Origin of the sequence: Brevundimonas sp. TWP2-3-4b2, assembly GCF_049897345.1 — a bacterium.
Classification (GTDB): domain Bacteria; phylum Pseudomonadota; class Alphaproteobacteria; order Caulobacterales; family Caulobacteraceae; genus Brevundimonas.
This window is the reverse complement of sequence record NZ_JAFCWB010000001.1, coordinates 496997-516468: the sequence shown is the minus strand read 5'-3', so window position 1 is coordinate 516468 and position 19472 is coordinate 496997. Positions and strand designations below refer to the sequence as shown.

Genomic DNA, 19472 nt, shown 5'->3' with positions numbered 1-19472 from the left:
GGGGCCTCGACGCCCGGAAATCTTGACCTTTGGGCCTTGCGCGCCTACCTCGCGGTCATGGCCGTTCGTCGCATCCTCACCATCGACAACGCCGCCGACCTGGCGGTGCTGAAGCAGATCTCCACCCCTGTCGAAGGGGCGGTGACCGATGATCTGCGCCGGCTGATGGATGACATGCTCGAGACCATGTACGCCGCGCCCGGCATCGGCCTGGCCGCCGTCCAGGTCGGCGACACGCGCCGGGTCATCGTCATGGACCTGAACGATCGCGACGGCGTCGCGGACGATCAGGACCCCGCCGAGCTGTCGGACGAGGACCGGGCGAAATGGGAGCTCGCGCGTCGCAACCCCCGCTACTACGTCAATCCCGAGATCGTCTGGGCCTCCGACGCGTTGTTCACCTACGAAGAAGGCTGCCTGTCGGTCCCCGAATATTACGACAGCGTCGAGCGGCCCGCCCGGGTCCGCCTGCGCTATCTCGACTATGCCGGCCAGGCCGTCGAGGAAGAGGCCGAAGGCCTCTATGCCGTCTGCATCCAGCACGAGATGGACCACCTCGAGGGGGTGCTGTTCATCGACCATCTGTCGCGACTGAAGCGGGACCGTGCGGTGGCCAGGGTCAAGAAGAACGCAAGGCTGGCCGCCTGATGGCCCCCCGCCCTGGAACAAGGCCCGGAACCCGCCTCAAGCGCGCGCGTGATCGCATCATCGACCACACCGGCCGACGTCGTCTGACGCGCAATGAAAAGCTCGGCGTGGCCAGTGTCGCGACCCTGATCGGCGTTGCCGCCCTCGGCGTCATCGCCGGTGTCCTGCTGGACCGGCTGCTTGATTTCGACGACGCGCTCGACGCGGGCGGCGAATGGGACGAAGGCGGCGGGGTCGAGACCCGCTGGCGCTAGGTCTGTTGTTCGCGGTGCCGCGCTGATCTCAGGCGGGAACAACCGCCTCGGCCTGCGGGATACTTTTGCGACAACTCCGAAGCATCGTGGTCGCCGGCGCACCTCCGCGCCGTGAAAGGACACAGCGCATGAAAAAGCTTCTCAAGGGGACCCTTCTCGTCAGCCTGGCCACGGTCGCCGTCGCCACCGCCGCCTGGGCCCAGCAGGCGAGTCACGGCTTCAATCCCGCCTCACTGGACGCCGATGGCGACAGGGTCATCTCCACGACCGAGCTCGACACCCACGCCGACCTTCTGTTTGCCCGGACGGACCGGGACAACGACGGCAGCCTGTCCGCCGACGAACTTCGCGCCCTGCACGCGATTATGCCGGCCGGCGCGGCGATGGAACACGCCCCCAACCATGCACCCGCCCCCGTCAACCGGCAGGCGTTCCGCGAGGGACTCCGCGGCCATGCGACCCAAATGGACGCCAACAGGGACGGCCGGTTGACGGTCGCCGAACTGGGTACCGCGATGCATGGCGGCCAGGCGCACTGAATGCGGACTTCCGGCGACATCGCCCGGGGTGGGGAAACGGGCCTCGCGGCCCGTACCCTGCCCCGGGTCGTCGTCGTCGAGGACGAAGGCGACATTCGCGAGCCCCTGGCCCGCTATCTGACCCGCAACCATTTCAAGGTGACCGCGGTCGGCAGCGCGGAAGCCGCCCGCCACGCCCTGGCGCACGGCACCTGTGACCTGCTGCTGGTCGACATCATGCTCCCGGGCGAGGACGGCCTGTCGCTGACGCGCGAGGTCCTGGCGACCACCGACATTCCGGTGATACTGGTCACGGCGCGCACGGAGATGGCCGACCGGCTTGTCGGACTGGAACTCGGTGCCGACGACTATATCTGCAAGCCCTTTGACGCGCGGGAGCTGGTGGCGCGCATGCGGACCGTCCTGCGCCGCGTCCGCCGGACCCGTGAGACCGTAGACGCCCCGGCTTCGCACCGCTTCACCTTTGGCGACTGGACGCTGGAGGCCGGGACCCGGTCCCTGCGCCGTGGCGATGAAGCGGCCCGGCCCCTGACCACCGGAGAGTACCGCCTGCTTCATTCCCTGGTCAGCTGCCCGGGACGGGTTCTGAGCCGTGAGCAGCTGCTGGATCTGACCCTTGGCCGCGACGCCGAACCCTTCGACCGGAGCATCGACAACCAGATCAGCCGGCTCCGGCGTCGCCTCGAAGACGACCCCCGCAATCCCCGCTGGATCAAGACGGTCTGGGGCGCGGGCTATATGCTGGATGCGAAGGTGACCCGCACATGAGGCTGCCCCTGCCGTCTCCATCCCTGAGGTCGCAACTGCTGCTGATCGCGGTGGGCGGCTTCGTCGTCGGCCATATGCTGAATATGATCCTGGCCAGCGGCCTGCGGCACATGCACGGCGGCAACCACCTGCTCACGCCGGTCAGCGTGCTGATCTTCGTGGCCCTGCTCGCCGCCGTGGCCTGGCTGTCAGCGCGCGTGACCCGGCCCCTTCAGCGGCTCACGGAATCCGCCGACAAATTCTCGGGCATGGAGCCGCTGCAGCCGCTGGAGCCCGAGGGCCCGCCGGACATGCGGCGCGCGATCGAGGCTTTCAACGGCCTGAGCCGGCGCATCTCGGATCTGCTGGACGAAAAGGACCAGATGCTCGGCGCGCTCGGCCATGACCTGCGCACCCCGCTCGCCTCGATGAAGATTCGCGCGGCGAGCATGCGGCCTGTCGACGAGCGGGCGGCCCTGTTCTCGACCGTGGACGGGATGGAGCGGATGATCGAGGACATCCTCACCCTTGCGCGGACGGGTCGGTCAGCCGAGCCGCTGGCGCGGGTCGACGTCCGGGCGCTCGTGTCCGGCGTCGTCGACGAGTTCAGGGCCCAGGGGGCGGCGGTCGAGCAGGAGCCCGGCGAGGCTATCGTCTGGCCTCTCAGGCCTGAACTCCTGGGCCGCGCCCTCGGGAACCTCATCGACAACGCCGTCCGATATGCGGGCGGCGCGCGCCTGGGCGTGGCTGTCGAGGGCAAGACCCTGCTCATCCGGGTCAAGGACGACGGTCCGGGCCTCCCGGCGGACCAGCTTGAGCACGTCCTTCGTCCCTTCGCCCGTCTGGATCAGTCACGGAACCGCGGGACCGGCGGGGCAGGCCTCGGCCTGGCCATCGCGGTGTCGATCGCGCGCCTCCACGGCGGAACCGTGGAGCTCGAAAATCGCGCGGAGGGCGGTCTGTCCGCGACCCTGCGGCTGACCGAGGGCCTGCCCGGCTGATCGCCGCTGCGGTCAGGCCCGGGCCGGTGCCGCCACCCGCGTGTGTTCATTGAACCACTCAAGCGTCCGCGCCCAGGCCTGGGCCGCCGTCGTTGGATTGTACCGCTCGGGCGTCGCGTCGTTGAAGAATCCGTGCACGGACTCGGGCCACAGATGGCCTTCGTGGCGGACGTTGTGGCGAGCCAGCTCGGCCACCTGCGCCGGATAGTCGGCGGCCAGCCGCGAATCCAGGGCCCCGTGATGGATCAGGATGGCGGCCCGGATATTCGCCACCTCGGCCGCGGGCGTCGCGCCGCCGTAAAACGGAGCCGCCGCCGCCAGCTCAGGCCCCAGAATGCCGGCCAGCGCATTGGCCTGCGCTCCGCCGAAACAGAAGCCGGTCGCCGCGATCTTGCCGTTGCAGTCCGGACGCGCCTTCAGCCAGCGGGCGGCGGCGACCAGATCCTGGGTCATCTTGGCGCGGTCGAGCGAGGCGAACAGCTGACCGCCCCTGTAATCGTCGCCCGGATAGCCGCCGACCGAAGTCAGGGTGTCGGGGGCAAAGGCCATGAAGTTCGCCAGGGCGAAGCGACGGGCGACGTCCTCGGTATGGGGATTGAGTCCCCGGTTCTCGTGGATGACGATGACGCCCGGAAGCAGGGCGGGCGTGGCGCTGCGCGAGTCCGCGCTGAACGGGCGAACCAGATATCCCCCGATCGTGCCGTGACCGTCGGGCGACGGCACGGTGACGCGGGATGCAATTATCCGGTCGTCGTCCTTCTGCACCTGCTGGCCCAGGGCATAGTTCGGCATCAGGGCCTCGACAATCGCGGTCGCGGTCAGCCCGCCCACGGCATAGCGCCCCACGCCCTGCATGAAGGCGCGACGCCCGATCTCGCCATGGATGAAGCGTGTGTAGAGGTCGATCGCCGGAGCGGGAATCTTCCGGTTGTCGTCAGTCATGGCCGGCACCCCTGTTCCATTGCCCCCGCGACCGGGGTGCGGCCAATGTGCACCACGGTTCACTGAACGACCACTGCGGCAAAACGGAACTGGCCTCCCGCAGGATGAGACGGACTTTTTCGGCGTCAGCAAAATGCTGGGACGCGGACGGTCGCCGTGAGGGCTCGATTGACTATCGATCCGCCAGCCTGACACTTATTCACCAGACGTTCGACCGGGACGCGCGCTGAGCAACGCATGTACGGCGCACGACAGGAGGCATCAATTGTCACGGCCGCCGATAACCTCGCCCTTCCTCCTGCTTGCCCTTGTCCTCAGCATCGCCGCCTGCGGTCCCGCGAGCGACACCGACCCTGGGACGGCCAACGTCGAGGCTCCGGCTGCGGCCGGCGGGGCTTCGACGGCAAGGGTCGAGGTCCCCAAGGTGGAGCGGGAGGGCGTCTGGCAGCCTGGCCCCGGAGGCACGCAGACACCGCTCTGGCCCGCAAACATCCCCCTCGCCAAACCCGACAGCGGCGATCGTCCCGAGGCGACCGGCAATGGTTCGCCGACGGTCGGGGGCAGGCCATGGCACTGGGCGACCTATGTCACCCGGCCGACCATGACCGTCTACCGGCCGAAGGGACGAAACACCGGGGCCGCCATGCTCGTCCTGCCGGGCGGCGGATTTCATGCCGTGGCCATGGACCTGGAAGGCACGGAGGTTTGCGACTGGGTCGTCCGGCAGGGGATGACCTGCGTGGTCCTGAAATACCGGACGCCGCAGGTGTGGCCGCAGCGGAACGGCCGGCAGCAGCGACCGGAGGTGCTGCTGGGTCTGGAAGACGCCCAGCGCGCCATGTCCTTGCTGCGGCAGGACGCCGCCGACTACGGGATCGATCCGCGGAAAATCGGCGTGATCGGCTTCTCGGCCGGCGCCTATCTCGTCGCCAATATGAGCAATACGGATGAGCGGACCTATCCGCTGACCGACGCGGCCGACCGGCAATCCTGGCGGCCGGACTTTGCGATCGTCGCCTATACCGCCCGCATGCTGGACAACAGCGGAGGCCGAAATGACCTTCAGCTGCAGCCCTGGGTCAGGATCAGCGAAACGGCACCGCCGACGCTCATCATTCACGCGATGGACGATCCCGTCGACGATATCCGGCAGGCGATGGCCTATGCGCTGGCGCTCAACGACGCAGGCGGGCCGGTAGACATGCGTCTGTACGCCAGGGGCGGCCACGCCTTCGGGATGCGGCCGACGACCGATCCCGTCACGACGGACTGGCCCGAACAGGTCAGGACCTGGCTGCTCGGCATGGGGGTCTTGTGACCCCACGGCCCTGACACAGGTCTTCCCCCCGCCTTGTCCCCGTCCCGCGCATAGGGCAAAGCGCCGGGATGCGCCTTGCCTTCATGGGAACTCCCGAATTCGCCGTGCCGTCGCTGGCCGAGCTCATCGCCTCGGGCCATGAGATCGTCGCCGTCTACTCCCAGCCGCCGAAGCCGCGCGGGCGCGGCCAGAAGCTGACGCCGTCGCCGGTCCAGGCCTTCGCCGAGACCATGGGCCTGCCGGTCTTCACCCCGGCCTCGATGAAGTCGGCCGAGGCGATCGAGACGTTCAAAAGCCTCGCCGTCGATGCGGCCTGCGTCGTCGCCTATGGCCAGATCCTCAAGGCCGAGGTGCTCGACGCGCCGCGCCTCGGCTGTTTCAACCTGCACGGCTCGCTGCTGCCGCGCTGGCGCGGGGCGGCGCCGATCCAGCGGGCGATCATGGCCGGCGACCGGCAGACGGGCGTGCAGATCATGCGCATGTCCGAGGGTCTGGACGAGGGTGCGATCCTGTTGTCCGAGGTGCTGGATATCCGCCCTGACGACACCGCCGCCACCCTGTCCGAACGCATGTCGCACATCGGTGCCGGCCTCTGGCCGCGTGCCCTGGCCGCGATCGAGCGCGGCGGGGTCGAGGGCACGGATCAGTCCGGCGAGCCGACCTATGCGAGGAAGATCACCCCGGCCGAGGCCCGCATCGACTGGACCCGTCCGGCGGCCGAGGTCGACGCCCGTATCCGTGGCCTGTCGCCCTTCCCGGGGGCCTGGTTCGAGGTCCCGGGCGAGGACGGGCCAGTTCGGGTCAAGGTGCTGATGTCGCAGGTGTCCGGACCGGGTGCCGGCGCGCCGGGCGAGGTGCTCGAGGATGGCCTGCGCGTCGCCTGCGGCGAGGGCACGGTGCGCCTGACGCGGGTCCAGCGCGCGGGCAAGGCGGCCCAGACCGCCGACGAACTGCTGCGCGGCTTCCCCCTGCCGGCGGGCACAAATCTGTCCCCCTCAAGCAGCGAGCCCGCGCGGGGCGAGCGATAGGGGAAACCAACATGCCTCGCTACCGGCTGACGCTCGAATACGACGGCTCGGGCTACAACGGCTTTCAGGCCCAGCCCGGTCAGCCGACGGTGCAGGGTGCCATCGAGACGGCGATCACGGCCTTCTGCGGCCAGACTGTCCGCATCGCCGCCGCCGGGCGGACGGACACCGGCGTTCACGCCACCGGCCAGGTCATCAGCTTCGACCTCGAAAAGGCCTGGCCCGAGCGCACGGTCATGAACGCGCTCAACGCCCATCTGGTCGGCGAGGCGGTGTCGGTGCTGGACTGCGCGGGCGTGGATGACGACTGGCACGCCCGCTTTTCGGCGACCGGGCGCCGCTATCTCTACCGCATCCTCAGCCGGCCCGGCCCCCCCGCTCTGGATCACGGTCGCGTCTGGCACCTCCGCAAGCCGCTCGACGCCGGGGCCATGCAGGCGGCGGCGCAGGCGCTGGTCGGCCTGCACGACTTCACCACCTTCCGCGATGTGAACTGCCAGTCGAAATCGCCGGAAAAGACGCTGGACGTCGCCCGGGTGAGCCGCAGCGGCGACGAGGTGCATCTGGTGTTCGAGGCGCGCAGCTTCCTGCATCGGCAGGTCCGCTCCATGACCGGCACCTTGGCGGAAGTGGGTCAGGGCCGCTGGGCGGTCGAGGATGTGGCGGCGGCATTGGCGGCGCGCGACCGCGCGGCCTGCGGACCGGTCGCGCCGTCGGACGGTCTTTACCTGACCGGCGTCGTCTACTGAGGACACGAAAAAAGGCCCGCCGGAACCCGGCGGGCCTTCTGTCTGGCATCAGGTTTGGCGAAAGCCTAGCGGCGGACTTCTTCCGAGGAGCTGGTGACGGCCTTGCCGGCGGCCGAGACGTCGCGGCCGACGCCCGAGACGGTGTTGCAGGCCGAAACCGCCAGGGCGGCAGCGACGAGGGTCAGGGCGATGATCTTTTTCATGGGATGTCCTTGGGGGCAGTGTGAACCTTCACCGGAAACGCAAGCGTGGCAGAGGGGTTGCATGGCCAAGCCGGGGGTCGATCTGCTAACCGGCCCTGTATGACCCAGCCCGCCAACACCGCCGCCCGCCGCCTTGTCGAAACCCTCGTCATGAACGGCATCGACCGCGTCTTCTGCGTGCCCGGCGAAAGCTATCTGGCCGTGCTGGACGCCCTCGCGGACGTTCGCGACAAAATCCAGGTCATCGCCTGCCGCCATGAGGCGGGGGCCGCCAACATGGCCGAGGCCTATGGCAAGCTGACCGGAAAGCCGGGCGTCTGCATGGTCACCCGCGGGCCCGGCGCGACCCACGCCTCCATCGGCGTGCATACGGCGCACCAGGACTCCACCCCGATGATCCTGTTCGTCGGCCAGATCGCCCTGAGCGACCGGGGACGCGGCGCCTTCCAGGAGGTCGACTATCGCGAGGTCTTCGGTGGCCTGGCCAAATGGGCCACCGAGATCGAAAGCCCGGAACGCACCGTTGAGGTGGTCGAGCGCGCCTTTGCCACGGCCCTGCAGGGCCGGATGGGGCCGGTGGTCATCGCCCTGCCCGAAGACATCCTCCACGCCGACGGCGGCCCGGCCCCGATCCGGCCGGTGACGCCCGCCAAGGCCGCGCTGGACCCGGCCTTCGTCGAACAGGTTCGCGCCCGTCTGGCCACGGCCGAGCGCCCGCTGCTGGTGCTGGGCGGCTCCGGCTGGACCGAGGACGCCGCCGCCGCCATCGGCGACTGGGCCGAGCGCATCGGCCTGCCGGTCGCCCTGTCGTTCCGGCGCAAGGACATCCTGTCCAATGACCGGCCCAACTACGCCGGCGACCTCGGCCTCGGCTGCAATCCGAAACTGACTGCCCGCGCCAAGGCCGCCGACCTTATCCTCGCCATCGGCGCGCGGCTGGGCGAGAACCCAACACAGGGCTACACCCTGCTGACACGGGCCGGGACGGCCGAAACCCTGATCCACATCCATCCGGGTGCCGAGGAGCTGGGCCGCGTCTGGACCCCGGCGCTCAGCGCGACGGCCGACAATTCCCTCGCCGCCCACGCCCTGTCCACGATCGATCCGGGCCAAACCTGGCACGATGAGGCCGCCACCGCCCACGCCGACTACCAGGCCTTCTCGACGCCCGTGCCGGTCACCGGCGCCGTGAACATGAGCGAGTGCATGGCCCACCTCGGCGAGAGCCTGCCGCCGACGGCCATCATCACCAACGGCGCGGGCAATTTCGCCGCCTGGCTGCACCGCTTCTACCGCCACCGCGCCTGCCGCACCCAGCTGGCCCCGACCTCGGGGGCCATGGGCTATGGCTATCCCGCCGCCATCGCCGCCAAGTCGGTTCACCCCGACCGCGAGGTCATCTGCATCGCCGGCGACGGCGACTATCTGATGACCGGCCAGGAGATCGCCACGGCGGTCCAGTACGGCATCAACGTCGTGGTGGTGGTCGTCGACAACGGCACCTACGGCACCATCCGCATGCACCAGGAAACTCACTACCCCGGTGCCGCGCGGACGATCGCCACCGATCTGGTCAATCCGGACTTCGTCAAATACGCCGAGGCCTTCGGCGCCTTCGGAATCCGCTGCGAGACCACCGCCGACTTCCCCGCCGCCCTCGCCGCCGCGCGGAACGCAGGCCGCCCGGCCCTCGTTCACCTGATCACCTCGGCCGAGGATATCGCCCCGACCCGCACCATCACCGGCCTGCGCTCACAATAGGAGCCGCCATGCGCGCCCTGACCGCCCTTGCCGCGACCACTGCCCTGCTCGGGGCCTGCGCCACGCCGATGGAGCCCGCGCCCGGCGGCCCGCCCATGGCGGACAACGGCAATGACTGCGCCGTCATCGCCGCCATCGCAAAGGAGCACTACCGCTTCAACACCACCGACAACCGGCCCCTGCCGATCCGGTTCGAGGGCGACTACGCCCCGCGCTGCGACTGGAGCCGCTACGACCTCGCCTTCCAGCCTTATGATCCGAACGCCCCGGGCGATCCGCGCGAGCGGGTGCGCTGGGTCAGTTTCGCCCGCCCGGCCTACGACGGTCGCGGCGCCGTGGTGGCCACCTCGATCATGCACGGCCCCCTGGCCGGCATGGGCTACGAGTGCCGGGTCATCTCGGGCTTCGCCGGCTGGACCGTCGGCGCGTGCAAGAACAGCTGGATCTCATAGGCCTCAAGCGGTGACGGCGGCGGCGCGCCCGCCTATGTTCCGCCCATGACCGACGCCGCGCCCGACTCGCCCGCTCCCTCCGCACCCCACGACGGCTCCCCCGTGCGGCTGTGGATGATCGACGCCAGCGCCTATATCTTCCGCGCCTACCACGCCCTGCCGCCCCTGACGCGCAAGTCCGACGGCCTGCCGGTGGGCGCGGTGCAGGGCTATTGCAACATGCTGTGGAAGCTGATCCGCGACATGAAGGGCGAGGACGGCCCGACCCATCTGGTGGCCGTCTTCGACCATTCGGAAAAGACCTTCCGCAATGAGATGTACGACCTCTACAAGGCCAACCGCTCGGCCCCGCCCGAGGACCTGATCCCCCAGTTCCCCCTGGTCCGCGAGGCCACCGCCGCCTTCGGCGTCCACGGCATCGAACTGCCCGGCTGGGAGGCCGACGACCTGATCGCCACCTATGCCTGCCGCGTCCGCGACGCCGGTGGCGAGGCCGTCATCGTCTCGTCCGACAAGGACCTGATGCAGCTGATCGGCCCCTCGGTGGTCATGTGGGACCCGATGAAGGAGCGCCGCCTGGCGGAAGAGGCCGTGTTCGAGAAATTCGGCGTCACCCCCGACAAGGTGGTCGAGGTCCAGGCCCTGATCGGCGACAGCGTCGACAACGTCCCCGGTGCCCCCGGCATCGGTCCCAAGACCGCGGCCCAGCTGATCCACGAGTTCGGCGACCTCGACACCCTGCTGGCCCGGGCCGGCGAGATCAAACAGCCCAAACGCCGCGAGACCCTGATCGAGTACGCCGACCAGATCCGTCTGTCGCGTCGCCTCGTCACTCTCGACTGCGAGGCCCCGGCCTCCGAGCCCATCTCCGACTTCGCCGTCCGCGACCCCGACCCCGAGATCCTGGCCGACTTCCTCGACCGGATGGAGTTCCGCTCGCTGCGCAACCGCGTCGGCGACGGCAAGGCCCCGGCGACCAACGGCACCGCCTTCGTGGCCCGGCCCAAGGCCCCCAGCGCTCCGGTCGCCACCCCGCGCTACGGCCAGGCCGTCGAGGGCCCCGCCGAGGCCCAGACCGTCGAGACGGACTCCTACGCCTGCGTCCAGACGCTGGAAGACCTCGACCAGTGGATCGCCCGCGCCACCGAGGCCGGGGTCGTCGGCTTCGACACCGAGACGGATGCCCTCAGCGCCACCCACGCCGGCCTGTGCGGCGTGTCCCTGGCCATCGGGCCCAATGACGCCTGCTACATCCCCCTGACGCATGAGCACGAGCCCGCGGCCAGCGCCGGCGGCCTCGATTTCGGCGGCGAGACGGAACAGCGCGAAGCCCTGACCCAGATCGACAAGGCCACGGCCCTCACCCGCCTGAAGACGCTGCTCGAGAACCCCGCCGTCCTCAAGGTCACCCAGAACGGCAAATACGACCTGGCCGTCATGGCCCAACGCGGCATCCGCGTCGCCCCGATCGACGACACCATGCTGATCTCCTACGTGCTGGAGGGCGGGCTGCACGGCCACGGCATGGACGAGCTGTCAAAGCTCCACCTCGGCCACGACCCCATCCCGTTCAAACAGGTCGCGGGCACCGGCAAGGCCCAGAAATCCTTCAAACATGTCGCGCTGAAGCCGGCCACCGCCTATGCCGCCGAGGATGCCGACGTCGCCCTGCGGCTGTGGCGCATCCTCAAGCCCCGGCTGGCCGAACAGCATCTGGTCACCGTCTATGAGACGCTGGAGCGCGGCATGCCCGCGGTCCTGGCCGACATGGAGCGGGCCGGCATCCGCGTCGATCCCGATCGCCTCAAACGCCTGTCCTCCGAGTTCGGCCTGCGCATGGCCGAGCTGGAGGCCCAGGCCCACCAGATCGCCGGCCGCCCGTTCAACATCGGCAGCCCGAAACAGATCGGCGACATCCTGTTCGGCGAGCTCAACCTGCCCGGCGGCAAGAAGACCGCCTCCGGCCAGTGGGAGACCGGCGCCGCCACCCTCGAAACGCTCGCGCCCACGCACGACCTGCCCCGCGTCCTGCTGGACTGGCGCCAGCTGGCCAAGCTCAAGGGCACCTATACCGACGCCCTGACCGAGGCCGCCGACAAGACCACCGACCGCGTCCACACCTCCTATCAACTGGCCGCCGCCACCACCGGCCGCCTCGCCTCCTCCGACCCCAACCTCCAGAACATCCCGATCCGCACCGAGACCGGCCGCCAGATCCGCCAGGCCTTCATCGCCGCCCCCGGCCATGTCCTGATCAGCGCCGACTACAGCCAGATCGAGCTGCGCCTGCTGGCCCATATCGGCGACATCCCCGAGCTCAAGCGCGCCTTCGCCGCCGGCATCGACATCCACACCGCCACGGCCAGCGAGATGTTCGGCGTCCCCGTCGACCAGATGGACCCCGAGACCCGCCGCCGCGCCAAGGCGATCAATTTCGGCATCGTCTACGGCATCAGCGCCTTCGGCCTGGCCGCCCAGCTGAACATCGGCCAGGGCGAGGCCGGCGACTATATCAAGACCTATTTCGAACGCTTCCCCGGCATCCGCACCTATATGGACGCCACCAAGACCCAGGTGCGCGAGACCGGCATGGTCAGTACCGTCTTCGGCCGCCGCATCCACATCCCCGCCATCCACTCGAAGTCGGGCGCCGAGCGCCAGTTCGGCGAACGCGCCGCCATCAACGCCCCCATCCAGGGTGCCGCCGCCGACATCATCCGCCGCGCCATGATCCGCATGCCGGGGGCCCTGTCAGACGCCGGCCTCTCCACCCGCATGCTGCTCCAGGTCCACGACGAACTGGTCTTCGAGGCCCCCGACGCCGAGGCCGACCGCGCCATCGCCGTGATCAAGCGGACGATGGAGGGAGCGGCGGAACCGGCCGTGGCGCTGACGGTGCAGCTGGTGGTGGATGCAAGGGCGGCGGGGAACTGGGACGAGGCGCATTAGAAATACTGCAGGGGGACTTCATGGATACCATAACTTCTTCGACATACAGTTTTGTGTCGACTGCTGCAAAATTCTTGCGGCCCACTAATGATCGAGAGCGCATAAATTGGTTTGTATTCCAGATTGTTGCTGGCTTGGGATTTGCCGTACTTGCTTTTAGCTTGGGTCGTAGCAGAGAATTTTCTTATGTATTGTCATTAGATTCGGTTCTTTTGGCTTTCTATGCACCGATTGGCGGTACTGTAAGCGTAATGCTGGCAGCAATCGCTGCAACACGGCTTTTTCTGGACTATGGCGGATCAGTCACGGCTATTTATCGTCATGGTTCGGCAATAACTGATATTTCCATTCAGACCGAGTCCTCGTCGCCGGGGAGTGCGAAATCACAGACTACGCAGATCGCTCATCAAATATTACCAGAGGACGAAATTGCTCGGGGTTTGTGCAATCGCCTTATGTCTGAAGTGGCCGCACAGGGCAGGAAAGCAAACACAAATCTTGCAGTTGGGGCAGCACTTGCTGCGATGGGCGCTGGATTTCTAGTATGGCTCGCAGTCGAGGCTAGCCAGAAAATGGGAGTTATTAGTTCAGAGACACCTAATGCAATGCTCTATTGGGGCGCGATGGCCTCGAAAATAGATCTAGCTGTAACGGCTAATACTTTTGCATTCTTTTTTCTAGCCACCTATCGGCGCAATCTTACTGAAATAAAGTATTTTCAGAATGAATTAACAAACATTGAATCAAAACTCATAGCTTCATCCATATCAAAATCTAACAAATCTGTAGATGTTAAGTCAGTGATTTCTTCCTTTCTCGCCGTGGAGCGGAATTTTATCTTGAAGAGGGGAGAATCAACGGCAGACCTTACGCTTAAGTCTCTCGACGCCAGAGAGATCGAGGTTCTCGCAGGACTCGTCGGTCGATCGCTAGCGGAGTCTCAATCGAGGGGGAGCGGTTCAAGAGGAACGACAGCCTAAGGACCTCGTGAGCCGTTTAGCGGTCGCGGGTCAGCCCCTACATCGACGCCCCGAACGGACCCTGTTGTCCCATCGCGCGCTCCAACCCTAGCAGACTGAGCCCCGCAGGTTTTGCAGGCTGGTGCTGGCGGGGGCTCGATCTCGACGAGAAGCGTGCCTATGCCGGCGCTACCGTTGGCGTTAGTCAGGTCGAGGGCTGCCGAGGCCTCCGCTACGCGGACCCCATCCCTAAGGCGCTCACAGAGTTTGGGGCGCGGTAGCGGGTCTAGCGGCTAGCTTGCAGCTCGTTTCGCCCGTTTGGGAAGACAACAACGCCGCCGTGGGTCTCCTCGATCGATGTCCGACACGCAATCCGAAAAGCGTCGTCCTCGGGGTGATCCAGGAGATGGACTGCGACCGCATATAGGTCCGCAGTTCGAATGAGCGCGGAGCCGAGCCGTCTGGCGTTCGTGAGGCTCTTTTGCGTGAACTGTTCTGCCCGGGCCTCGGGAGATGACAGACGAAATCCGTTACTGAACAGAAGGCCCTTGGCGGGCTGATCGACATCCTCACGCTCAAAATCCTCTCCAATGTTCGATTCCAGCTGGCGGAACTTGGAGATGTCGATGGCGCTAGTGTCCTTGCCTTCGGATTCTCCGATCATCCGCCGTCCAGTCGGCCCCACGATCACGTGGTCAATCTCGAGATCGCCAATGCGGAGTGTCTCCACCTTGTAACCCAGCAGCCTCAGTACCTTTTCGATTGCGTGCTCCAGCGGTTTACCGGTCTCATAGAGTAGATGCGAGTACTCCAAGAGGCCTGCCCTTCGGAGCGCCTCCCTATTCCTCTGCCCTCGCAGCTCCTCTATCCGCGAGTCGATTTCGGCAATGGCGCTTTCAATCTCATCGACGCTCTTAGGCTTAGCGAAGTCGCTTACCCAACCCGGCGGTGGAGTCAGCTCCGCTGAGCTCTTCAACATACGATCGATCGCCACCAGTTGGCCGACGAGCGCACTAGAGACCTTGAGCGCTTTATCGTTCCAAATCTCTTCACCAGCGTCAGAAGTCTCGGTGAACTCGTCGGCTTGGAAGTCAAAATGGGGAAGCAGCACCAGCGAGCCTGGGTGCTCCTTGAATTTTGCCACTCCGCCGACGGCAGTTCCATCCTTTGCGACAAAGACTGTATGCATTGACGTCGGAGCTTCGAACACTACACGGTATTCGGAAATCTCTTTGATTGTATCGTAAAGATTCTTATACGCGGAGTCCTTAACAACAATTGTGCGGCCGCGCGCGTTTCTAACTTTTAGCCCGCCAGGAATAAGACTGTAGTTATTGATCTTTGTAGTATTATAGTTCCTGCTCGTTTTTGAAGACATCGTACTGCCAGTAGCGGCCTGATCTTCCTTGTAATCGCTCAGAACAACGAAGATCGTCTTTCCGGCAGCGAGCGCGCCGCTCAGTTCATGCGACCAATGGGTTGACGTTTTTGCAAACCGAGCAGTCGATTCAATCGACATGCAGGACCCGCCTGCGGAGAACTCAATCCGCTCATACCAAGGCAGCGCTGGATCAAAGACCACGATATCGTGGTCACGCAAAGAGTCGTTAGATCCGTATTCTATTTCATTTTGAATCGTTGGTATCTGGACGTTGACGCACACGATCGATTTCATGCTGACATCTTGCCTATTTATCAATAGGCCGCCGCCAAACGAGAATAGTGGTCTTGATTGTCGGCAGCCTGAGAAGAAATTACCACTGCATCATTTCCGAGGAGGAAGACGTGGTCAACGACTGAGCGAAGCTGGCAAGGCATGCTAACGACTCGCCATGCGTGCTGATGAGGGCAACCTGCCTGGAGCCGCGCTTAGCGAGCTCGCGGCCCAGCGCACGATATGAGCTTCCCTCGGAAGGCGGAACCCGCATTGGCCGCTCCCTCACGTCATTGCCACATCCCCGCTCGCCCCATGCGGCCGCACCCAGAAGGTGACCCGGCCCGGGCAGCCCATCCTGCGGCAGGTCGTGGCCCGGCCCGACAGGACGAAGCTCGCCCCGCGCTCGCGGGCGATGCGTTTCAGGTCGGCGCGGATGCGCAGTTCGCACAGGTCGCACTCGGTATAGACCAGCCAGCGGTTGGTCAGGATGGCGCCGACCGTGCGGCCGGCCTCTCTCCAGTCGTCGGCGGTGTAGCGGTCGAAATTACGCCGCGTCATGCAGGTCCGGAAGGGTCAGGGCGTCGTCGGGACGCGATGCGTCCCGCCCGTCGTCGAGACGCGATGCGTCTCTCCTCCACCCCAGCGCCCGCAGCTGTATCCCTGCCGCCTGTTGCAGGATGGCGCCCGGGCAGGCGCGTTCGATCTCGGACAGCAGCGTGCCGATGCCGGCGCGGCCGTCGGCGCTGGTCAGGTCGAGGCCGGCCAAGGCGGCCAGCAGCCGGTCGGCCAGGCGGCGGGCGTCGGGGGCCGCTGGGGCCTCGGGGGCCTCGGGGGCCGAGGGTTGGCTCTGTTCGGCCGGCATCGTCTGTATCCCTCATCCTCAAACCACCGACCCGGTCTGATCCAGCCGCCTGGCGCGGCCGGAGTCAATCTCTGCGTTCGTGTTTTGTTCTTTTTAACCCCAGGGGAGAGCTCACCCCCTCCCTTCGTCATCCTCCGGCGAGCGCAGCGAGACCGGGGGACCCTTCGTCATCCGTCGGCCGAGCGAAGCTCGGACCGGGGGAGGCGCGCGAGAGCGCGACCCTGTCGCGGACACGGTGCCTGCACAGATCGCCTTCGGCGCCGCTGGGTCCCCCGATCTGCGCCGCTGCGCGGCTTGTCGGAGGATGACGAAAGGGAGGGTGATCTGCTCACCATCCCGCGCCAACCCGCGCTCTTTCCCACGTCCCCACAGGGTTTGCGGGTTTCTGCCCGCCGAGGGTCCGGGCGGTGCCAGACTCGCGCCCATGCGCCCGCGCCCGTCCCATCCCCGAACCCGCCGACCCCTGAGCCTCCGCGCGCGCCCCGGAGCGCGCCCCAGAGCACGCCCCAGAGCGGCGGGTCGATTTCAGACGCTTCAGACGATTCAGACCCGGTTTTCGTCTGAACCCCTCCAATGGCGGCCTGGACGCCGCCCGTGCTAAGGCCCCGCCATGACCCCCCAGCCTGTGGATGTCCTGATCGTCGGCGCCGGCGCGGCCGGGATGATGTGCGCCGGCGAGGCCGGGCGGCGCGGGCGCTCGGTGCGCCTCCTCGACCACGCCCGGGCGCCGGGCGAGAAGATCCGCATCTCGGGCGGGGGGCGCTGCAATTTCACCAACACCGGGACCAGTCCCGCGAACTTCCTCGGCGAGAACCCGCGCTTCGCCACCTCGGCCTTGAAGCGGTTCACCCAGCACGACTTCGTCAAACGCGTCGACCGCGCCGGCATCGCCTGGCACGAAAAGACCCTGGGCCAGCTGTTCTGCGACGACAGCGCCAAACAGATCATCCGCATGCTGACCGACGACCTGCGGGCGGCGGGGGTGGTCCTGTCGCTGGGCGTCTCGGTCGAGCGGGTGGACCGTGTGGGCGACGGGTTTGAGGCCGCCCTGTCGGACGGCTCGGTGGTGCGCAGCCGCTCGCTGGTGCTGGCCACCGGCGGCAAGTCGATCCCGAAGATGGGGGCCACCGGCTGGGCCTATGACGCCGCGCGCCAGTTCGGCCTGCGCGTCACCGACACCCGCCCGGCCCTGGTCCCCCTGACCTTCGAGGCCGGCCTGCTGGAGACGCTGACGCCGCTGGCCGGGGTGGCGGTGGATGCGGTGGTCAAGGGCGGCGGGACCTCCTTTGCCGAGGCGATGCTCTTTACGCACCGCGGCCTTAGCGGCCCCGCCATCCTCCAGATCAGCTCCTACTGGCGCGAGGGCGAGGCCATCACCGTGGCCATGGCCCCCGGCGAGGACCTCCATGCCCGCCTCAAGGCCGCCAAGGAGGAGAACGGCAAACAGATGGTGCATACGGCCCTGGGCCACATCATCCCCCGCCGCCTGGCCGAGAGCGTCTGCGAGCGCGAGGGCGTCAAGGGCAAGCTGGCCGAGGTCGGCGACAAGACCCTGCGCCGCCTCGACGCCGCCGTGAACGGCTGGACCGTCAAGCCGGTGGGCTCCGAAGGCTACCGCACCGCCGAGGTGACGCTGGGCGGCATCGCCACGGACCAGCTGGACCAGCAGACCATGGCCGCGACCTCCGTCCCCGGCCTCTACGTCATCGGCGAGGCCGCCGACGTCACCGGCTGGCTGGGCGGCTACAATTTCCAGTGGGCCTGGTCGTCGGGGTGGGCGGCGGGGCAGGTGTGCTAGGGGAGGGAGTAGGGCTTAGGGCTTGGGGCTTAGGGGAGTGTCCTGGTCTCGCCGTCTGCCCCGATCCTTGCCCCGCTCTTCAGCCGTCCCTACTCCCTCCAAGCCCTAAGCCCCAAGCCCTAAGCCCCAAGCCCTAAGCCCCAAGCCCTAAGCCCCAAGCCCTAAGCCCCAAGCCCTAAGCCCCAAGCCCCAAGCCCCAAGCCTCAAGCCCCAAGCCCTAAGCCCTAAGCCCTAAGCCCTAAGCCCTAAGCCCTAAGCCCTAAGCCCTAAGCCCTAAGCCCTAAGCCCTAAGCCCTCCTCATGCCCTTCACCGCCACCGTCCTGACCATGTTTCCGGAAGCGTTTCCCGGCCCGCTCGGCGTGTCGCTGATCGGCACGGCGTGGCGTGAGCGCGGGCTCTGGAGCCTTGATACGGTTGACATTCGGGCCTTTTCCACAGATACGCGCGGCTTCCTGGACGACACCCCCGCGGGTGGCGGCCCGGGAGCCGTGCTCAAGGCGGACGTGGTGGCCCGGGCGCTCGACAGCGTTGCGGGGTCAGGGCGGCCGCTTTTGTACATGAGTGCCCGGGGTCGGCCCCTGACCCAGGCGCGTGTCAAGGAATGGGCCAAGGCCGACGGCATTACGGTGCTGTGCGGCCGGTTCGAGGGGGTGGACCAGCGTGTGCTCGACGCGCGCGGGTTCGAGGAGGTCTCCGTCGGGGACGCGGTGCTCGCTGGCGGCGAGGCGGCGGCCATGGTGGTGATCGAGGCGTGCGTACGACTGCTGCCCGGCGTCCTCGGCCAGGCGGACAGTCTCAGTTCCGAGAGTTTCGAGGACGGTCTTCTGGAGCATCCGCAGTACACGCGACCGCGGACGTTCGAGGGGCTGGAGATACCCGAGGTGCTTCTGTCGGGTGACCATAAAAAGGTCGCCGCATGGCGCGAAGAGCAGCGGCGAGAGACGACCCGGGAGCGGCGGCCAGACCTCTGGGCGGCGTATCCGGACAAGACAAATGCGGGACCTGGGCCCGCCAAATCACAGCTAAAGGGCGCAAAAGCCCGAGGAGAGTAGAATGAACATCCTGCAGACGATCGCAGCCGAAGAAAAAGCCCGCCTGGTCGCCACGCGCGCCATCCCTGACTTCCAGCCCGGCGACACGCTGCGCGTCATGGTCAAAATCAAGGAAGGCGAGCGCGAACGCATCCAGGCCTTCGAGGGCGTCTGCATCGCCCGCGCCGGCGGGGGGATCAACGAGAATTTCACCGTGCGCAAGATCAGCTTCGGCGAGGGCGTCGAGCGCGTCTTCCCGCTGATGTCGCCGAACATCGACGCCATTGAAGTCAAGCGTCGCGGCGTCGTGCGGCGCGCCAAGCTCTATTACCTGCGCGACCGTCGCGGCAAGTCGGCCCGGATCGCCGAGAAGCAGACCATCCGCCCGGTCAAGGGCGCGGTGGTGCCGGAAACCGGCACCGCCCAGAAGGCCGACGAAACCGAAGCATAGGCCGTTTTTCGGCTTGAACTACAAAGGCCCCGGCGGAAACGCCGGGGCCTTTTTCATGGCCTGGAGGTCCCGGTTGAGGGTCGATCCAGGGCTCGGGCCGCACGTCAGTCGCCGGGCCAGGC

The 19472-nt window shown here is 67.0% G+C and carries 20 protein-coding genes; 15 read left to right on the top strand and 5 right to left on the bottom strand.

The window, feature by feature from the left end:
* The first annotated feature begins 57 nt into the window (after positions 1–57).
* The 5 genes from ACP7AS_RS02455 (at position 58) to ACP7AS_RS02435 (ending at position 3189) form a co-directional block, all read left to right on the top strand.
* Positions 58–648 carry a peptide deformylase gene (locus tag ACP7AS_RS02455; RefSeq protein WP_426027495.1) on the top strand — a complete coding sequence of 197 codons (591 nt, stop codon included), beginning with the start codon at positions 58–60 and terminating at the stop codon, positions 646–648.
* Positions 648–902 (top strand): hypothetical protein, encoded by a 255-nt coding sequence (locus tag ACP7AS_RS02450; protein WP_426027233.1) that lies wholly within the window; start codon positions 648–650, stop codon positions 900–902. Before ACP7AS_RS02455 ends, ACP7AS_RS02450 begins: the two co-directional genes overlap by 1 nt.
* Positions 903–1030: 128 nt before the next feature.
* The gene (locus ACP7AS_RS02445; protein ID WP_426027232.1) at positions 1031–1441 is read left to right on the top strand and encodes a hypothetical protein; all 411 of its coding nucleotides are present in this window, start codon (positions 1031–1033) and stop codon (positions 1439–1441) included.
* Positions 1442–2209 carry a response regulator gene (locus ACP7AS_RS02440; protein ID WP_426027231.1) on the top strand — a complete coding sequence of 256 codons (768 nt, stop codon included), beginning with the start codon at positions 1442–1444 and terminating at the stop codon, positions 2207–2209.
* Positions 2206–3189 (top strand): ATP-binding protein, encoded by a 984-nt coding sequence (locus ACP7AS_RS02435; protein WP_426027230.1) that lies wholly within the window; start codon positions 2206–2208, stop codon positions 3187–3189. The genes ACP7AS_RS02440 and ACP7AS_RS02435 overlap by 4 nt, the downstream gene beginning before the upstream one ends.
* Before the next feature lie 12 nt (positions 3190–3201).
* Here the strand turns inward: ACP7AS_RS02435 and ACP7AS_RS02430 are convergent, their stop codons facing one another.
* Positions 3202–4131, bottom strand: coding sequence for a dienelactone hydrolase family protein (locus tag ACP7AS_RS02430; protein ID WP_426027229.1), 930 nt, complete (start codon positions 4129–4131; stop codon positions 3202–3204).
* Positions 4132–4396: 265 nt separating this feature from the next.
* On the opposite strand from ACP7AS_RS02430, the gene ACP7AS_RS02425 reads away from it, so the two are divergent.
* The 3 genes from ACP7AS_RS02425 to truA all read left to right on the top strand — a co-directional run bounded on the left by ACP7AS_RS02425 (position 4397) and on the right by truA (position 7226).
* Entirely contained in the window at positions 4397–5449 is a 1053-nt protein-coding gene (locus tag ACP7AS_RS02425) for an alpha/beta hydrolase (protein ID WP_426027228.1), read from the top strand.
* 68 nt (positions 5450–5517) lie between these two features.
* A complete protein-coding gene (gene fmt, locus ACP7AS_RS02420) occupies positions 5518–6477 on the top strand; it encodes a methionyl-tRNA formyltransferase (protein WP_426027227.1) in 960 nt (319 codons plus the stop codon).
* Between the two features lie 11 nt (positions 6478–6488).
* Complete coding sequence (truA, locus tag ACP7AS_RS02415; RefSeq protein ID WP_426027226.1) at positions 6489–7226, top strand: tRNA pseudouridine(38-40) synthase TruA; 738 nt, start codon at positions 6489–6491, stop codon at positions 7224–7226.
* Positions 7227–7291: 65 nt separating this feature from the next.
* On the opposite strand, the gene ACP7AS_RS02410 is transcribed toward truA, so the two are convergent.
* On the bottom strand, positions 7292–7429 hold the full coding sequence (locus ACP7AS_RS02410) for an entericidin A/B family lipoprotein (protein ID WP_426027225.1): 138 nt from the start codon (positions 7427–7429) through the stop codon (positions 7292–7294).
* A 99-nt stretch (positions 7430–7528) separates the two neighbouring features.
* Between ACP7AS_RS02410 and ACP7AS_RS02405 the strand changes: the two genes are divergently transcribed.
* The 4 genes from ACP7AS_RS02405 to ACP7AS_RS02390 are packed head-to-tail and all read left to right on the top strand — an operon-like array spanning position 7529 to position 13571.
* Positions 7529–9190: a thiamine pyrophosphate-binding protein gene (locus tag ACP7AS_RS02405; RefSeq protein WP_426027224.1), complete on the top strand. Its 1662-nt coding sequence runs from the start codon at positions 7529–7531 to the stop codon at positions 9188–9190.
* 8 nt (positions 9191–9198) lie between these two features.
* Positions 9199–9642, top strand: coding sequence for a hypothetical protein (locus ACP7AS_RS02400; protein ID WP_426027223.1), 444 nt, complete (start codon positions 9199–9201; stop codon positions 9640–9642).
* A gap of 45 nt (positions 9643–9687) precedes the next feature.
* Positions 9688–12591, top strand: a complete 2904-nt coding sequence (gene polA / locus ACP7AS_RS02395; RefSeq protein ID WP_426027222.1) for a DNA polymerase I — start codon at positions 9688–9690, stop codon at positions 12589–12591.
* Between the two features lie 20 nt (positions 12592–12611).
* Positions 12612–13571, top strand: a complete 960-nt coding sequence (locus ACP7AS_RS02390; protein ID WP_426027221.1) for a hypothetical protein — start codon at positions 12612–12614, stop codon at positions 13569–13571.
* 265 nt (positions 13572–13836) lie between these two features.
* On the opposite strand, the gene ACP7AS_RS02385 is transcribed toward ACP7AS_RS02390, so the two are convergent.
* The 3 genes from ACP7AS_RS02385 to ACP7AS_RS02375 all read right to left on the bottom strand — a co-directional run bounded on the left by ACP7AS_RS02385 (position 13837) and on the right by ACP7AS_RS02375 (position 16069).
* Positions 13837–15225: a hypothetical protein gene (locus ACP7AS_RS02385; RefSeq protein WP_426027220.1), complete on the bottom strand. Its 1389-nt coding sequence runs from the start codon at positions 15223–15225 to the stop codon at positions 13837–13839.
* A 264-nt stretch (positions 15226–15489) separates the two neighbouring features.
* A complete protein-coding gene (locus tag ACP7AS_RS02380) occupies positions 15490–15765 on the bottom strand; it encodes a hypothetical protein (RefSeq protein ID WP_426027219.1) in 276 nt (91 codons plus the stop codon).
* Complete coding sequence (locus ACP7AS_RS02375; RefSeq protein ID WP_426027218.1) at positions 15752–16069, bottom strand: hypothetical protein; 318 nt, start codon at positions 16067–16069, stop codon at positions 15752–15754. Before ACP7AS_RS02375 ends, ACP7AS_RS02380 begins: the two co-directional genes overlap by 14 nt.
* Positions 16070–16679: 610 nt before the next feature.
* On the opposite strand from ACP7AS_RS02375, the gene ACP7AS_RS02370 reads away from it, so the two are divergent.
* The 3 genes from ACP7AS_RS02370 (at position 16680) to rplS (ending at position 19350) form a co-directional block, all read left to right on the top strand.
* Positions 16680–17867: an NAD(P)/FAD-dependent oxidoreductase gene (locus ACP7AS_RS02370; RefSeq protein WP_426027217.1), complete on the top strand. Its 1188-nt coding sequence runs from the start codon at positions 16680–16682 to the stop codon at positions 17865–17867.
* 300 nt (positions 17868–18167) lie between these two features.
* Entirely contained in the window at positions 18168–18920 is a 753-nt protein-coding gene (gene trmD / locus ACP7AS_RS02365) for a tRNA (guanosine(37)-N1)-methyltransferase TrmD (protein ID WP_426027216.1), read from the top strand.
* Position 18921: 1 nt separating this feature from the next.
* The gene (rplS, locus tag ACP7AS_RS02360) at positions 18922–19350 is read left to right on the top strand and encodes a 50S ribosomal protein L19 (protein ID WP_426027215.1); all 429 of its coding nucleotides are present in this window, start codon (positions 18922–18924) and stop codon (positions 19348–19350) included.
* The last annotated feature ends 122 nt before the right edge of the window (positions 19351–19472 follow it).

Coding starts and splice junctions, on each gene's coding strand:
- ACP7AS_RS02455 (WP_426027495.1), top strand. CDS start 58: ATGGCCGTTCGTCGCATCCTCACCATCGACAACGCCGCCGACCTGGCG.
- ACP7AS_RS02450 (WP_426027233.1), top strand. CDS start 648: ATGGCCCCCCGCCCTGGAACAAGGCCCGGAACCCGCCTCAAGCGCGCG.
- ACP7AS_RS02445 (WP_426027232.1), top strand. CDS start 1,031: ATGAAAAAGCTTCTCAAGGGGACCCTTCTCGTCAGCCTGGCCACGGTC.
- ACP7AS_RS02440 (WP_426027231.1), top strand. CDS start 1,442: ATGCGGACTTCCGGCGACATCGCCCGGGGTGGGGAAACGGGCCTCGCG.
- ACP7AS_RS02435 (WP_426027230.1), top strand. CDS start 2,206: ATGAGGCTGCCCCTGCCGTCTCCATCCCTGAGGTCGCAACTGCTGCTG.
- ACP7AS_RS02430 (WP_426027229.1), bottom strand. CDS start 4,131: ATGACTGACGACAACCGGAAGATTCCCGCTCCGGCGATCGACCTCTAC.
- fmt (WP_426027227.1), top strand. CDS start 5,518: ATGCGCCTTGCCTTCATGGGAACTCCCGAATTCGCCGTGCCGTCGCTG.
- truA (WP_426027226.1), top strand. CDS start 6,489: ATGCCTCGCTACCGGCTGACGCTCGAATACGACGGCTCGGGCTACAAC.
- ACP7AS_RS02410 (WP_426027225.1), bottom strand. CDS start 7,429: ATGAAAAAGATCATCGCCCTGACCCTCGTCGCTGCCGCCCTGGCGGTT.
- ACP7AS_RS02405 (WP_426027224.1), top strand. CDS start 7,529: ATGACCCAGCCCGCCAACACCGCCGCCCGCCGCCTTGTCGAAACCCTC.
- ACP7AS_RS02400 (WP_426027223.1), top strand. CDS start 9,199: ATGCGCGCCCTGACCGCCCTTGCCGCGACCACTGCCCTGCTCGGGGCC.
- polA (WP_426027222.1), top strand. CDS start 9,688: ATGACCGACGCCGCGCCCGACTCGCCCGCTCCCTCCGCACCCCACGAC.
- ACP7AS_RS02390 (WP_426027221.1), top strand. CDS start 12,612: ATGGATACCATAACTTCTTCGACATACAGTTTTGTGTCGACTGCTGCA.
- ACP7AS_RS02385 (WP_426027220.1), bottom strand. CDS start 15,225: ATGAAATCGATCGTGTGCGTCAACGTCCAGATACCAACGATTCAAAAT.
- ACP7AS_RS02380 (WP_426027219.1), bottom strand. CDS start 15,765: ATGACGCGGCGTAATTTCGACCGCTACACCGCCGACGACTGGAGAGAG.
- ACP7AS_RS02375 (WP_426027218.1), bottom strand. CDS start 16,069: ATGCCGGCCGAACAGAGCCAACCCTCGGCCCCCGAGGCCCCCGAGGCC.
- ACP7AS_RS02370 (WP_426027217.1), top strand. CDS start 16,680: ATGACCCCCCAGCCTGTGGATGTCCTGATCGTCGGCGCCGGCGCGGCC.
- trmD (WP_426027216.1), top strand. CDS start 18,168: ATGCCCTTCACCGCCACCGTCCTGACCATGTTTCCGGAAGCGTTTCCC.
- rplS (WP_426027215.1), top strand. CDS start 18,922: ATGAACATCCTGCAGACGATCGCAGCCGAAGAAAAAGCCCGCCTGGTC.